11 protein-coding genes are annotated in these 15375 nt (G+C 56.0%); 4 read left to right on the top strand and 7 right to left on the bottom strand.

Annotated features, from left to right (window positions below; translation table 11 throughout):
• Positions 1-20: 20 nt before the first annotated feature.
• Complete coding sequence (locus H7A51_05185; protein ID MCP5535615.1) at positions 21-1568, bottom strand: HD domain-containing protein; 1548 nt, start codon at positions 1566-1568, stop codon at positions 21-23.
• Positions 1569-1956: 388 nt separating this feature from the next.
• Here H7A51_05185 and H7A51_05180 point away from each other — a divergent pair, with 388 nt between their 5' ends.
• From H7A51_05180 to H7A51_05170, 3 genes are all read left to right on the top strand, one after another.
• Positions 1957-2160, top strand: coding sequence for a DNA-directed RNA polymerase subunit omega (locus H7A51_05180; GenBank protein MCP5535614.1), 204 nt, complete (start codon positions 1957-1959; stop codon positions 2158-2160).
• A gap of 63 nt (positions 2161-2223) precedes the next feature.
• Entirely contained in the window at positions 2224-2682 is a 459-nt protein-coding gene (gene smpB, locus H7A51_05175; GenBank protein MCP5535613.1) for an SsrA-binding protein SmpB, read from the top strand.
• Positions 2683-2698: 16 nt separating this feature from the next.
• A complete protein-coding gene (locus H7A51_05170) occupies positions 2699-3454 on the top strand; it encodes a biotin--[acetyl-CoA-carboxylase] ligase (protein MCP5535612.1) in 756 nt (251 codons plus the stop codon).
• Here the strand turns inward: H7A51_05170 and H7A51_05165 are convergent.
• The 3 genes from H7A51_05165 to H7A51_05155 are packed head-to-tail and all read right to left on the bottom strand — an operon-like array spanning position 3447 to position 8885.
• Positions 3447-4859 carry a DUF1501 domain-containing protein gene (locus tag H7A51_05165; protein MCP5535611.1) on the bottom strand — a complete coding sequence of 471 codons (1413 nt, stop codon included), beginning with the start codon at positions 4857-4859 and terminating at the stop codon, positions 3447-3449. The genes H7A51_05170 and H7A51_05165 overlap by 8 nt on opposite strands.
• A 1-nt stretch (position 4860) precedes the next feature.
• Positions 4861-8061 (bottom strand): PSD1 domain-containing protein, encoded by a 3201-nt coding sequence (locus H7A51_05160; GenBank protein MCP5535610.1) that lies wholly within the window; start codon positions 8059-8061, stop codon positions 4861-4863.
• A gap of 47 nt (positions 8062-8108) precedes the next feature.
• Positions 8109-8885, bottom strand: a complete 777-nt coding sequence (locus H7A51_05155) for a glycosyltransferase (GenBank protein ID MCP5535609.1) — start codon at positions 8883-8885, stop codon at positions 8109-8111.
• A 205-nt stretch (positions 8886-9090) separates the two neighbouring features.
• On the opposite strand from H7A51_05155, the gene H7A51_05150 reads away from it, so the two are divergent.
• Positions 9091-11613: a DNA translocase FtsK gene (locus tag H7A51_05150; protein MCP5535608.1), complete on the top strand. Its 2523-nt coding sequence runs from the start codon at positions 9091-9093 to the stop codon at positions 11611-11613.
• A 75-nt stretch (positions 11614-11688) separates the two neighbouring features.
• On the opposite strand, the gene H7A51_05145 is transcribed toward H7A51_05150, so the two are convergent.
• The 3 genes from H7A51_05145 to H7A51_05135 all read right to left on the bottom strand — a co-directional run bounded on the left by H7A51_05145 (position 11689) and on the right by H7A51_05135 (position 15371).
• Complete coding sequence (locus H7A51_05145) at positions 11689-13359, bottom strand: glutamine--tRNA ligase/YqeY domain fusion protein (GenBank protein ID MCP5535607.1); 1671 nt, start codon at positions 13357-13359, stop codon at positions 11689-11691.
• Positions 13360-13436: 77 nt separating this feature from the next.
• Positions 13437-14096: an alpha/beta hydrolase gene (locus tag H7A51_05140; GenBank protein ID MCP5535606.1), complete on the bottom strand. Its 660-nt coding sequence runs from the start codon at positions 14094-14096 to the stop codon at positions 13437-13439.
• A 174-nt stretch (positions 14097-14270) separates the two neighbouring features.
• Positions 14271-15371, bottom strand: coding sequence for a glycoside hydrolase family 3 protein (locus H7A51_05135; GenBank protein MCP5535605.1), 1101 nt, complete (start codon positions 15369-15371; stop codon positions 14271-14273).
• Positions 15372-15375: the final 4 nt, after the last annotated feature.

Below are 15375 nucleotides of genomic sequence, written 5' to 3'. Positions count from 1 at the left end.
ATGAATAAATAAATGGAAAATCAGTTACCTTCGTGGAGGGCGACGCTGAGGCCGTAGATATCTTGGAACATATTGGATTTGGAGCGCATCGCCATCCGTTCGACGGATGCGTCTGCAATGCCGTGCAGGGTGAGATTGAGCTTTTGTTTGCTGATTTCGACGCTGATCTCGCCGATGCGGGATGTATGGCTGCGGTCGAGCGCATCGGCGATACGCAGGATGGCCGCGAGCTTGGAGACGCGCATCCGGTCGTCGGATGATAGATTGCGGTAGCCTGAGTGATTGGGTTTGGGGCCGGAGCGTCTGTGGTAGCGGGTAACGAGAGCCACGATATCCAGGTCTTTCTGGCCGAGGCCAAAAATCTCGCTGTTGGTGATAATATAGTATGAGTGTTTCTGGTGAGAACGGGCATTGATGAAATTGCCGCACTCGTGGAGAATGGCAGAGCATTTTAACAGCAGCGCATCGTGTTCATCCAACTGGTGAAGATCCGTGGTGGCATCAAAGAGCTGTTGGCAAATCTGGGTGACCTGAGCCGAGTGATTCCGGTGGACACGGTATTTCCGGGCCAGGCTTTCGGCAGATCGTAACACCTCCTGTTGGAAACCTTCGGTGAGCGAGAATGAGGTGGGGATATCGATAAGCAGTCCCCGTTCATAGTCACTTCCCGGGATGCGCAAAGTCTCGACCTGGAGCGTCTCCGCTATGGCGAGATTGATTTCCAATGCCGGGACAACGGCTTGCGCGGTGTTGTAGTCGAGCTGGAATTTTTTCACACGCATCTCCTCGGACATGGATGCGATCAAGGCGGACGTGTCGGCAAGCGCGCGATAGGTGCTTTTGGTTTTTCCGGGTTTGGCGAGCTCATGGGCAAGATGCTGGATCTCGTAGCCAATCATCACGAGCTCCTCAACACCGGCTTCCTTGTAGTCGTGGTGAATCTGGCTGATCTGGCTCCTGATATGCTCACGGATGAGTTTGGTGATACTCGCGCCGCTTTCCTGCCCGTCCTCGTTGATGGCAATTGCCTCGGCGGAGCGATAGACACCCAGGCGGTAGTTGCTGTAGTCGGATATCCGGCCATTTTTAAACAGCAGGGCCCGGGTGTTGCCTGGCCCTACGTGGAGGACGAGGGTGGTACGCGTTTTCATCGACGGTGTATCGCGCAGGCGACGTCTGGTCTTGAGGTAAATAAGGCGTGTCATCTCGCCCTCATCGAGGGGTTCGATACGGAAGCCGCAGCCGATTTCGATCCGGTTAAGAAACGCGTCCTGGTTTTCGGCCTCGGCGAGGACATTGGTAGCGACGGCGCGGACCGGGGTGTCTTCGGTGGCGCCCAGCTCGCGCAGAGTCTCTCGGTAGCCATTGAGAATTCTAACACAGCGCTCAATGGTGGAGCGTCTGATGTTGCCGCGCTGGAAAATATCGTGGGCCAGAGGAACCGACTGCTCGAGGAAATCCCCGGGGGAGTCCGCTGAGTTGGGATGGTTTTCTACGACAAGCAGTGAGATCGAGCTGGCTCCAAGGTGGATGGATGCTTGCAACGAGGGGGGGGAGACGGGTGTCATTGGGAAGGAATGAGGGGGGTGGAGGAAAGGGCAAACGACCGGAGGAATCTCCTGGCGGAGGAATCATGATCCGTCTGTGGGTGATTGTCTTGCGAAAAATGGTGGCATTTCCCAGGAAATCGCAGACTTTGCCGCCGGGTATCCTGGAGCTGTCCCTATGCCAGAATGGCCAATAAATAATCAAAATAAAGCATATTAAGCTTGATTTTTCAGGGGATACATGCTTTTCACTCTGCCCCGCAGTGCTGCTTGTTGTTTGCAAACCGACGGCAGAACGAAACCTTACCCCAACCACACCTTCCCACACCTCCCGGAAACGACCATGGACGACTCGAACATCATACCGTTTGATCAGTCCAAGCCAAGTTCTGGGTACCACGCAAAATCCATGAAAAGTAAGCTAGTTGCCAAGGCCGCCGAGATCATCCAGGACCCCCAGGTCCTCGTAAACGTTGTTTCCCAGCGCGTAGCTCAATTGAACCAGGGGCGTTCACCGCTGATCGATACCGTGCCGAGTATGGGGGCGGCTGATATCGCACTAACAGAAATCATCGAAGGCAAAGTGGTCATCGCCAAGCCTAAAAAGGACTGATTATCCTTTTTGAAAATTTGAAACGTTGGGGGAGAGGCCTTTCGTTTTTTAAGTCGAGCAAGTATGAGTGCGGACATTGCCACCAATAGGAAAGCGCACCGCGACTATCATATTTCAGATACCTATGAATGTGGTATTGAACTGAAGGGTACGGAGGTAAAGTCGATCCGCGACGGCAAGTCCAACATTTCCGATGCATACGCGCGGATAGAGAATGGCCAGGCCTTTTTATACGGATGTCATATTCAGCCATGGCAGACAGCCGGCGAGTGGTTTCAGCATGGGGTGACGCGGCCACGCCGACTGTTGCTGCACAAAAAGGAAATCCTCAAGCTAGATGAGATAACAGCTCAGAAGGGCTGTACGCTTCCCTGTCTGCGGATGTATTGGAAAGGCGGCCGGGTCAAGGTCGAGATCGGGGTTGGCAAGGGAAAGAGCCATTCTGATCAACGCCAGGATTTAAAAAAACGCACTGAGATGCGTGAAGCGCAGCGGGAGGTGTCGAGGTTTAACCGCAGGTAAACATTGTGGCCGTGTGATGTTTGATCTTCGTCAGTTCGCCGCCATATCGCCTGAATGGTATCAGAAATTGCAATACCACGGCGAACTCGGCTCCACCAATGACGAGGCTCGCCGCATCGCTGAGGAAGGGGCTGAACATGGCACCGTGGTGCTGGCCGACCACCAACTGGCAGGTCGCGGAAGGCGCGGCTCAAGCTGGGTTTCCGGACCTGGCGACGGGCTGTTGTTTTCAATCATCCTGCGGCCAGGGTTTTCTCAAAACAGCTGGTGTCGGATCGCCCTGGCGACGGGCTTAGGGGTGGTCACGGCAATCAATGACAAGTGGGGGATTCATTGCAAGGTCAAGTGGCCGAATGATATTTACCTTCGCGACAGGAAATGTGCGGGTATTCTCGCCGAGGCACGGGAGGATTACGTCGTGGTGGGGGTTGGGCTTAACGTCATCGCATCGCCTGGTGCAACGGCATCTGACATAGCCACCATTGCCGTGGGGGATGTCGTGGCGGAGCCGTTATCACGTGAGCTGGTGTTTGCCCTGGTTCTGGATGGCATTCTAACGGAAATCGAGTCCTGTGCGGACGCTTTTGACCGTCAGCTGGCCCGGCTCAGGGATGTCTGTTACCTCACCGCTAAAACCATCGAGTTTTCCGCAGGAGGGGATAGACGTGTCGGGCTTGTGAAAGGGATAGGCGCTGACGGCTCCCTGCTGGTCGAGGTGGCGGGTAGGGTGAACGCTTATTCACAGGCGGCTGGAATCCGTTGCCTTAGCTAAGGATATCCTTGATCACCGAGGGGTGTTCCACACCTGTTAGTCGGGCATCGAGGCCTTGAAATTTGTAGGAGAACCGGTTGTAGTCGATACCAAAGAGATGGAGCATGGTGGCGTGCAAGTCGTGCACCGAGGTGCGTTTTTCGACAGCGTTGTATCCAAGCTCGTCAGTGGCGCCGTGGACGATGCCACCCTGGATACCCGCGCCTGCCAACCACAGTGAAAAGGCATTGATGTGATGGTCCCTGCCAGAGCCTTGACCCATCGGGGTCCGTCCGAATTCACCGCCCCAAATAATCAAGGTGTCATCGAGCATACCCCGTTGTTTCAAGTCCTTGAGGAGGGCGGCGGACGCTTGATCGGTGAGTCTGGCGGCTGTGGGCATGTCTTTCTCAATGTTGCTGTGGTGGTCCCAACCGCGGTGGTAGAGCTGTACAAAGCGCACACCGCGTTCGAGCATGCGCCTGGCGAGTAAGCAGTTAGATGCAAATGAGCCGTCACCTGCATTGTTGACACCATACATATCGAGAATGTGTTTGGGCTCGTTGTCGATGGCGGTGAGTTCGGGGACAGAACTCTGCATCCGGAACGCCATTTCGTATTGGGAGATACGCGTAGCGATTTCCGGATCATAAGTCTGTTCTGCCAGGCTGCCGTTGAGCCGGTTGACCTCATCGATCATTTGCCGTTGGGCGGATTGACAGACTCCATCGGGATTACCGACGTAGTGGACGGCATTCCCCTTGGATTGGAACTGCACACCCTGGAACTTACTGGGAAGGAAACCGGCGCTCCATTGGCGTGAGGAAACGGGCTGGGCACCTGCACTTTGGGATAGCAGCACGACGTATCCGGGGAGTTCGTTTGTTTCGGAGCCGAGGCCGTAAAGCAACCATGAACCCATGCAGGGGCGTCCTTTTACGATCGAGCCACTGTTGAAAAACGCCTGGGCAGGGTCGTGGTTGATTTGTTCGGTATGCATCGACCGGATCACGCAGATGTCATCGGCAACCGAGCCGATGTGAGGAAACAGATCCGATATCTCGGTGCCGCCCTGGCCGTATTTTTTAAATTGAACAAACGAACCCCGCGCTTTCAGAACCGTGTTCTGGAGCTGGGCGAGTTGTTGTCCCTGGGTGAATGAGGTGGGGAACGGCTTGCCGTGAAGCTTGTTGAGTTCCGGTTTTGGATCGAATGAATCCACATGCGAAGGGCCGCCCGCCATACACAGGTGGATGACACGTTTGGCGCGTGGTGCAATGTGGGTGCCGCCGGAGAGGATGCCCCCCCATTGTTCGGCGCGGGCGAATTGGCTGCCCATGATCTGGGAAAGAGCAATCCCGCCGAGGCCGGCAAAGGACTTGTTGAGAAATGATCGGCGGTTCAGCGATAACAAAGGATCAGACATGTTAGTAACGGGTGATGGTTTCGTGCAGGTTGAGGAGAACCCGGCAGACCTGGGTCCAGGCCGCAAGTTCAGCGGCGGAGCAGTCCTTGGGTGGGGCCGCCTGGGCCAGGAGTGCCCGGGTGTCCTCCGGTGAGCCTTGGTAGTGCTCAAGTTGTTGCTGGTAAAAGCTTTGGATCGACGTTGTCTCGTCGGTTCTCGGTGGCCGTGACAGGCATCTTAGCCACGCTGATTGGATGCGCGCCTCATGGCTTGCATTCCGGGTGACGGTATGGATGGCGAACGCCTTAGCCATTTCCACTGCCGCCGGGTCGTTTAGCAGGGTGAGTGCTTGTAGGGGGCTGTTCGACTGTAAGCGGTCGGCAGTGCATTCTTCACGGGATGGAGCATCGAAATTGGCGAGCATCGGATGGAGGAAGGTCCGCTGCCAATGCATGTAGATGCCCCGACGGTATTGGTCTCCATTTTGACTGACTTCATATTTTCTGTTAGGGAACTGAAGGGGGGCGTAGTAGCCCGCTGGTTGATAGGGGAAAACACTCGGCCCCCCTGCGTAGTCAGCCCGGATAAGACCGGAAATGGACAGGGCGTTGTCGCGGATAAACTCGGCGTCAAGGCGGCGCGGGGATTGTCCTGCGAGCAGGCGATTGTAGGGATCGATATCCTTGAGGTCTTTGCGGTTGCCCGATTGCTGGCGGTAGGTGTTCGACATCACCATCAGCTTAATCATGTGTTTGGTGTCCCAGTTACTGGTGCGGAACTCATGTGCCAGCCAGTCGAGCAATTCAGGATGGCTCGGCCATTCACCTTGTGAGCCGAGGTCGTCGAGAACGTTGGAGATACCGTTGCCAAAGAATTGTTTCCAATAGCGGTTCATCACATGGCGTGCTGTCAGCGGGTTTTTTTCAGACACCAGCCACTTTGCCAGATCCAGTCGGGTGAGTTTTCGTTTGCCGGTGGCATCCGGCTGGGGGAGGAAATGAAGCACGGCGGGCTCGACGATTTCACCTGTGTTATTCTGCCAATCGCCCCGTGGTAAGATGCGGGTCACGGGTGTTTCTTTTTCCGGTATTGTCAGGGCAATCAATGATTTGGCGATACCGCTGCGGCATTCGCGAATTGATTTCTGGATGACAGGCCAGCTGGGGTCGAGGTTTTTGTCTGATAGATTCGCCAGGGCCCAGGTGCCATTGATCAGCGTGTGCTGCGCGGTGCTGCGTTTGGCTGCTGGGGTTTTGAGCGCTTGCAGGAGGTCGGGTGTGACGGCTGGCTGTCCTGCCACGGGTTCGCCGAAGCGGGTGGTGGAAATACGCACGGCTCCCACGTCTGCGCTATTCAACGTTACCTTGATGTGATTATCTGGAGCGGTGCCGACTGGCAGTTCGAGAATGAAAATGGCGGTGTGTGTTCTTTTTTGGAAATCATTGGGCAGACTCCATCGCTGGTTTCCTGGTCGCCAGGTTTTGGGGAACCCGACCGGAGTGTAGCCGCTGCGGTATTGCTCGGCCTGGAAATGATCAGCCTGGGCCCATGTTACCGGAATGGGCACACTGACTGGTTCGGGTTTGTCCGGTGTCGTGACCATCAGATAAAACTCAGGCCGGGTCATGGCGAAGTTGCCATCCTTGGATCGACCGATCATTCCGCCATGGCTGGCGTCTGGAAGGATCTCTAACCGGATAGCTGTGAATAGTGCGGCATCGGGTTTGAGTTTCAGCGTGATGACATCGCCTTTTTGAGGTGCGCCGGAGAAGATGACCGTGCCATCGGCTTTGATCTGGCAGTTGGTGTTTTTGCTACTGCTGGCTTCCAGGGGTGTCGCCGTTGCCCAACCTGTCGGGTGATGGGTGAGGTAATCAATCGTCGCCTGCTCCCATTGGGGTGTTGTTTTTGCGAGAGCAGCATTGGTACGATGCGCCTCCGCCCTGAGGGCCTGGAGTCTCCGGAGGAGTGACGGGCTTTGGACCAATATTTCGGGAGGGAAGGGGGAGTCGTTATTAAACCCGACCAAATCCCGGTTGGGGGTGTATTGGTAATGACTGTATACCCCCCACTGCTTGACGTCCTTGAAGAAGGCACTCAGGGAATAGAAGTCTTTGGCGGTGATGGGGTCGAATTTATGATCATGGCACTCGGCGCATCCGGTGGTCTGGCCAAGCCATGCGGCGCCAACCGCCCGGACCCGGTCACTGGCATACTTGGCGAGGTATTCCAGAGGCTGCGCCCCACCTTCACGGGTCATTTGAGAGAGGCGGATAAATCCGGTCGCGATCCGTTGCTCCGGAGTGGGATTGTCCAGCAGATCCCCAGCAAGTTGTTCGATGGTGAACTGATCGAAGGGCATGTTTTGATTAAACGCGTCGATGACGTAATCGCGGTAGGGGAATATGTGCTGGTTTTGATCGCCGTGGAAACCGACGGTGTCGGCGTAGCGTGCCACGTCCAGCCAGGTCACCGCCATCCGCTCACCGTAGTGGGGTGACGCTAACAGGCGGTCGACCTGCTTTTCGTAGGCATCGGGAGAGGTGTCGGCGAGGAATACAGCGAGTTCTTCAGGAGTAGGGGGCAAGCCCGTCAGGTCAAGTGCAAGACGGCGCAACAAGGTGCGTTTATCCGCGGTGTCCGACGGGGAAAGATTCTCTTTTTCCAAACGGTTGATCACAAAGGCATCGATGGCATTGGCGACCTTGTCCTGATGTTTCAGATCCCCCGGGACGGGTGGGTTTTTGATGGGACGGTATGCCCAATGTTTTTCATACTCGGCACCTTGTTCGATCCAGCGTCTGATCAGTCCGCGCTCGTGCTGGGTGATCGGTTTATGAAAATCCTCAGGGGGCATAAGGGTCTCGGGGTCATTCGTGACAATACGTTTCCAGACATCGCTCTGATCAGGTTTGCCCGGCACGATGGCCCTGCCATCAGACTCCTTCAGCTTGGCGTAGGCACCTTCGGGGGTATCAAGGCGGAGGTCGGCCTCACGCTTTTTCTGGTCGAAGCCATGGCAGGAGAAACATTTGTCGGAAAAAATCGGGCGGATATGGGCATTGAACGTCACCTGGTCCGGCAATGACAGAGAGGATGCCTTCTCGGGGCTCAATGTCTGCGCTTGTTTTGGATCTGAATTGTGCTGCGCAACGTCGGTCTTTTTAGAACAGGAGACGACAAGGGTGCAGAGAAGGATGGTGATGATGAAAATGGGCTGCATAAGATGACTCCGGAGTAAACGTAAGAGAGCGGGTGTTTCATTCAGAATTAATGCTCAAAATGGCCATCTGAGCCCTGTGGACAAGCAGGCAAGGTCTCGTCGAGCGGTTCACCGAGTGCTTTTTTCAATGCCGCCCCCAGTGGTCCGGCAAGGATGCGGTTCCAGTCGGTGAGGTCATCGACGTCAGACAGCATGGGGAGTGTTTCAAGGCTGAGACCGGATGCCACGGCAGCGTCTGATGTTGCGTCGAAAACATCCTTACTGCTCCACGGGATGTTTCTGAAAAGTCCGGGGGCAGGAGCCTTGAGGGCCAGCAGGTAGTATCCGCCGTCGTTGCTCGGGCCGATGATGACATCACGTCCTGATGCCGAGGCTAAACGGGAAAAGGCCGCATTGATCCAGCGTGCGCCACACTCAGGGCAATCGGATCCAATAACCGATATTTCGCTGAAACCATTGGCAAAGCCCTCTCCGAAAGCGCGATGGAGCCGTTCACCCAGGTTGCCGGCCCCCTGGGGACGGAAATCCACTTCTTGTGTCAGGGTGTCTACCGCCATCGAAGAAGGTGCCAGGTAGAGTCCATCGGTGGCGGACGAAGTAGCCCGCATGGCCGGCAGCAGCCAGAAACGGACCGCATCGTCAGCATCGTCAGGCGTGTAGCAAAACCTGATCCGGCAATCATGGAGCCCCTGCAGCTGCCTAAGCAGCACTTCGACTAGTGCCTTGTAGTATCTGGTGGCATCATCATGCCCCACATCAGCGGCCAGGCGGGTTTTGACTTCACCGGCAACAGGCTCTTTGAGGAAGACCAATAATAATCGCATCCCCTTGTCTACCTTCAAAACAACGGAACCCAAACCCCAAATTGATTAACCTTTCCTGACTGTCAAAATCGTGGAATTTCTCTTGCCAGAGCCCTTTAGGTAGGGGATGCTCTGACAATCGGAACGACGGAGCCTGTCCGGGGTGATTGTATCCAGGTCATATCCGTCATTTCACCCCATCGCGACGTTGTCGCACGATTTTCCAATGGCAGCCCCCCGCAACAAACTGAGAAATTCCCCAAAGGATCGCAAACCCTGGCCGAACGAGGTGTTGGGGATTCTGCTCTGTGCACTGGGGCTGCTGCTATTTCTTGCACTCGTGTCGTATTCCCCCGCCGATATGAATACGCAGGCCGAAAGGCAGGGGGTGGAAAACTGGATCGGCGTGGTAGGGGTCTATCTGGGTTTTTTGGGCTTTCAAATACTGGGGGTGGCCGCGCATTTGTTACCTTTGGTCCTCCTGTGGATGGGTGTTTCCAAGTTACTATTCGATGCCAGGGCTTCTTGGCGCACATGGCTGGGATGTGCGGTGTTCCTCTTCAGTGCATCAGCTCTTCTGGCCGTCCAAGGCTGGATGTTTCACGATCTGGAATCCACCGTGCTCTTTCAGGGCTGGGTGAGTGACTTCCATGTCAAGGGGCCAGGCGGGTGGATAGGTTATGGTGTCGGTACCAAGCTCCTCGAAGCGCTGTTAAACAAACCTGGTGCTATCCTTGTTCTCCTCTGTGTCTATGTGGTCAGCCTGATTTTGCTGACGGGACTGCACCCGATCGAGTTTACCCGTGGATTGTTCCGGCATGCCCTCTACTGGTGGCAGGGGCGCAAACAGCGAAAGCTTGATGCCGCTGAAAAAGCTTCAGCCTTGGAGCAACTTCGCATGAAGCGTGACAATCGGTTTGCCACTGGCAAAGGCGGAGAAGCTGCTGCTTCTCCATCGGCCTCCCCGGCTGCGGGCCGGAACAAGACGGCATCCCATTCCAAACAGGAAGAGGACAACAGCCCTCAGGCGGAACTTCCACTCAGGGAAGTTCCCGAACCTCAGATCGTTGATGCCTCGCGGGCCCGCAAACGGTCTGCGGACCTGGGGGCCAAACCTTTTGGCAAAAAGAAACTCGACCACACAGGGCTTAGCACGGATGAGTATGAAAACTATGAACTCCCCGGCTTTGATCTGCTCAATATCCCTGAGCACGAGGAGCCCGATGTCGAGGCCGATAAAAGTGAACTGGTGGCTGTCCAAAAAACCATCATCGATACCCTCAAGGCATTTGGGGTGGAGGTAACGGCCGGAAACATTACCCGTGGACCAACCATTACCCGCTACGAGGTTTATCCAAGTATGGGGCTTCGTGTCAGCCGGATCACCCAGCTCGAAGCTGATCTTGCGCGTGCCACCAAAGCAGAACGTATCAACATCCTGGCCCCCGTGCCTGGCTCCGACACCGTGGGTATTGAGATCGCTAACAATGAAAAAGTCGCCGTGCCACTGCACGAACTTCTTCAGGACCCGGCTTTCGTGAGTGCCAAGAAGAAAATTCCACTCGCACTCGGAAAAGATGTCTACGGCAACACGGTCATCGGCGATCTCGCTGCCATGCCGCACTTGTTGGTGGCGGGTGCCACCGGCTCCGGTAAGTCAGTGTGTATCAACTCGATCATTTCCAGTATCCTGTTCAAGTTCAGCCCGAACGAGCTGCGCTTTATCATGGTCGACCCCAAGGTGGTGGAAATGCAGATGTATAATTCACTGCCCCACCTAGCCGTGCCGGTGGTGACCGATCCTAACAAGGTCATCGCGGCATTGCGCTGGGTCGTCAACGAAATGGAACGACGCTACCGCATTTTTGCCGAGTGTGGTGTGCGTAACTTCGATGGTTTCAACAGCAGGGAACTGCCTAAAAAAGAAGAGCCCGATCCCGAATCGGAAAACCAGGAAGAGGAAGAAGAGGAGAGCTACGACGCCGAGCACATCGAGTCCATTGCCAAGGCACTCACCGATGGTGAACTCGGGCCACCGGCCTTGGACGGCTCGGATGACGACGATGAAGAGGAAGCCATCCCCGACCGCATTCCCTACATCGTGGTGATCATCGACGAGCTTGCCGACCTGATGCAAACCGCTCCAGCCGACATGGAGATGAACATCGCCCGCATCGCCCAGAAAGCCCGCGCCGCCGGTATCCATCTGATTGTCGCTACCCAAACACCACGCGCCGATGTCGTGACAGGGATCATCAAGGCAAACATCCCGAGCCGTATTGCCTTCCAGGTCTCCAGCGGTCTCGACTCCCGCGTGATCCTCGATACCAAGGGGGCCGACAAGCTCGTTGGCAAGGGGGACATGCTCTACCTCGCACCCGGCTCCGCCAAATTGGAACGTGCGCAGGGTGCCTTTATTTCCGATCAAGAAGTCGAGGACCTTGTGAAGTTCTGCTCAAACCAGGTGGAACAAAAATTCGAAAGCTCCGTGCAGGAACACATCGAAAGTGGTGGTGCCGATGAAGAGGAGGAAGTCTCTGACGCCGACGAGGAAATCGTCCAGAAATGTCTGGAGGTGATCCGACAGGAAAAGAAGGCCAGTACATCACTTCTCCAGCGCCGGCTGAGGCTCGGCTACACCCGTGCCGCCCGCATGATGGATATCCTCGAACAACGCGGTATCATCGGCCCGGGTGAAGGAGCCAAGCCCCGCGAGATCCTGATCAACGTCGGACAGGATGAGGCGTGACTGGCGGCGGTTTGCAACCGCCTAGCCTACACTCCGGAATGACAAAGGAGGGGGTTGCAAAGCGCCGTCACGCTGCTACTTCCAGGAGTCCCTCAGTGCCACCGTCCGGTTGAAGACGATGTTCCCACCCGCAACGTGATCGATAATATCCGTGCAGAAGTAGCCGACGCGTTCAAACTGGTAGGTCACCCCGGATTTGACTTCAGCAAGTGATGACTCAAGCTTGGCATTGGGGACCACGGTAAGTGAGTCTTCGTTGAGGCAGCTGAGGAACCCTCCTTCGGCTGCGTCAGGGTTTTCTTCCGAAAACAGCCGGTCATAGAGTCGCACTTCTGCATCGACGGCAGTCGCGGCATCGACCCAGTGGATCGCCGCGCGGCATTGGATGCCTTCAGGCGCATCCTTGCCAATGGTATCTGGGATAAACTCACAGTGGATCTCTGACACTTCGCCGGCATCGTCTTTCTCAAAACCCGTGCAGGTGATGATGTAGCCACCGCGAAGCCGGGCTGACCGGCCAGGCCCGAGGCGGAAAAATTGGTTAGGAGGCTCCTCCATAAAGTCGTCACGTTCGATCCAGAGTTCCTTTCCGAGTGTCACTTCGCGCATGCCGGAGGTTTTGTCGGCAGGGTTGTTAGGTACTTGGACCAGCTCGACGTGGTCGGCGTTTGGCCAGTTGGTGATGACGACCTTGAGCGGGTCAAGCACGGCCATCCGGCGTTCGGCGGTGCGGTTCAGCTCGTCACGTATCTCGGATTCCAGAATGGCCATGTCGGTCACGCTGTTCACCTTGGTGACACCACAACGGTGGCAGAAGTTACGTATGGCAGCTGGTGGGTAACCACGACGGCGCATACCTGAGATGGTAGGCAGGCGAGGGTCATCCCAGCCACTCACGCGGCCTTCCTCGACGAGCTGCAGGAGCTTGCGCTTACTCATCACCGTGTAGCTCAGGTTCAGGCGGGAAAACTCGATCTGGCGCGGCACGGCCGGTACTGGACAGTGTGCAATAAACCAATCGTAAAGTGGTCGGTGGTTTTCAAACTCCAAGCTGCAAAGCGAGTGCGTGATACGCTCCAGTGCATCCTCCAGCGGGTGGGCGAAGTCATACATCGGGTAGACACACCAGTCGTCTCCCGTGTTGTGGTGCGTCGAGTGCACGATCCGGTAAATCACGGGATCGCGCATGTTCATGTTCGATGATGTGAGGTCGATCTTGGCACGTAGCACCATCGAGCCGTCTTTGAACTCGCCGGCTTTCATGCGGGCAAAAAGATCCAGGCTTTCTCCGGTGGGGCGGTCACGGAACGGGGAGGGGGTCCCGGGGGTAACGACGTCGCCTCGGTTCCTTTTGATCTCTTCAGGCGACTGTTCATCGACGTAAGCCAGCCCCTCATTGATCAGGTGCTTGGCGCAGTCGTAGAAAAAATCAAAGTAGTTGCTTGCGAAATACAGGTGATCACCCCAGTCGAAGCCAAGCCACTGGACGTCGGTTTTAATGCTTTCGACATATTCGCTTTCCTCTTTTTCCGGGTTGGTGTCGTCAAAACGAAGATGGCAGCGCGCGCCCACGGCGGCATTTTCCTGCGCAATACCGAAGCTGATGCAGATGGCTTTGGCGTGTCCAATATGCAGGTAACCATTCGGCTCCGGCGGGAACCGGGTGATGACAGTGTCATGTTTCCCGCTCGCCAGATCCTTGGCGATAATCTCACGGATAAAGTCTGTCTTATTGTCCTTACTCATGTGCGGGGGTGTTTTAGACAGAATTTACAGAATGAACAGAATTATACTCTGGTAGAGAAAAATTTATCGGTACAGGCTCAAACGGTTTTGCCATCCCGAAGAAATTTCAGGGTCATTTCCATCACGCGGGGATCGGATGCGATAAAGGTGTGGTCGGCATCCAGGACCTGGAACTCCTTCATGCCGTCGATTTTTCCCCGCTCAACGGAGACGATGCCATCGTTTTCCTGGTCGAGAAGTTTGCGGAAAAACGGAATGGCGCTTTGTGTGCCCATGATCACCGCTGAGTCGACGGCTTCAGGCAAGGCGGGGGCGTCGATCTTGCCGCTGCCCAGTTGCATGCCGGCCGGCCCGAGGCTCATCGCGAGGGGTTTGAACTGGGCTACCCAATCGATGATTTCACTGCCTTGGTGGGGAGGGGCGAGCATGACCACCCGACCCGCCTGTCCGGGGGGCAGCAGACGTAAGAGCCTGCGCGCCAGGACGCCGCCTAACGAGTGGGTGACAAAGTGGATCCTCCGGTCGCCACCATGAAGGGTCATGGCATCATGAATAATGCCGGTGAGTTCTTCCATCGGTTTCCGGAAGGACGGGTAGGGGACATTGATTGTGTGATAGCCGTGGTCGTTGAGATACTTCGCCATCGGCTCCATCGCCCAGAGGCTCCGCCAGAGTCCGTGTAGCAGGATCACGGCATCGGCGTCGGCTTCCCGCACCCGTGGTTTGTGCCACGGCATGGGTAAACGAAGGATACCGATTCGACTGAGTTTGGAGGGTTTCGATTTCAGGGTAACAATGGGCTGCGTGCATTTTCTTTAGCACATTTTCCGCAAAACGTGGGATTGATAATCGGAATGGGGATATCGACTTGAGTGATGATTGGCGAGGCAGCCCGGGGGGCGTCGCCCTAGTCAATACCCCTCCACCGGCGAGCGTTTCTCACCTGAATAATCGGTTTTCCGGTGCGCCCGCTCCGGGCCTAACACATCGACGCGGAGTTTCATGATGTCGGCGTCAATGCTGTGCCACAGTTCCGGGGTGAATTTCAACGGACCGGAAAGTTTTTTCTTCATTTTCTCAATCCTGCGCAGTGCGTCATCTATCGTCTGGTTCGGCAGTTGCTTGAGGTGTTCCAGGGCGACAGCGGCAGTGTCCACCTGATGACAGATCATGGCCATGTCGTTGCCTGCGGCGATGGCGAGTTTGACATCCGGTCCGCGGCCATAGGTATTGACGATGGCACCCATATCGAGGTCATCGGTGATGATCACGCCCTCGTAGCCAAGCTGGTTGCGCAGCAAGTGCGTCAGCAGATTCCGGGATAATGAGCCGGGTAGCCCGGGGGAATCGGGGTCTACGGCAGAAAAGTGCGCGTGGCAGCTCATCAGCGAGTCGAGCTCCGGCATCAGGGCGGTGTAGGGTAGCAGGTCGCTGGCAAGCATATCGGCCACACTTTTGTCGACATGGGGAAGGGCGTGGTGGGGGTCGGTGTCTGCGAGTCCACACGAGGGGAAATGCTTGCCGCTGGAGAGCACCTTGCAGTAGCGGAGGTTGCGATTGAAGATTCCCGCGTTGGTGATGACCTCCTGGGCATCCGTGCCATAACAGCGACCCTGCATCGCATTGTCGGCACCATCATCGTAGCAGATATCCAACACCGGACAGAGATTCATGTTGAATCCTAACAAACGGAGTAAAAACGCGGTGAGTTTGCCGTGTTGGGCAATCAGCCCCATGTCGCCCTTTTCCCGGAGCTCCTGGGCCGACGGGGGTTCGGTTCCTATTTCCCGGGTGCGGGAAACGCGACCACCTTCCTGGTCGATGGAAATGATCGGTGTGATATCGCAAAGCCCGCGCAGGTCGTCGGTTAGTTTTCTAAGCTGAGCTGGGGACTCGACATTGCGCCCAAATAGAACAAAGCCACCTGGTTGGATGGATTTGTAGAGCGCGGCGTCCTCGGGAGTGAGGGTGGTTCCCGGAACACCGAGCAATAGAAGTTGGCCGTGCATCATCTTG

Source organism: Akkermansiaceae bacterium (assembly GCA_024233115.1).
Lineage (GTDB): Bacteria > Verrucomicrobiota > Verrucomicrobiia > Verrucomicrobiales > Akkermansiaceae > Oceaniferula.
Note: the sequence above shows the minus strand (reverse complement) of the source record. Positions and strands in the feature narration are given on the sequence as shown.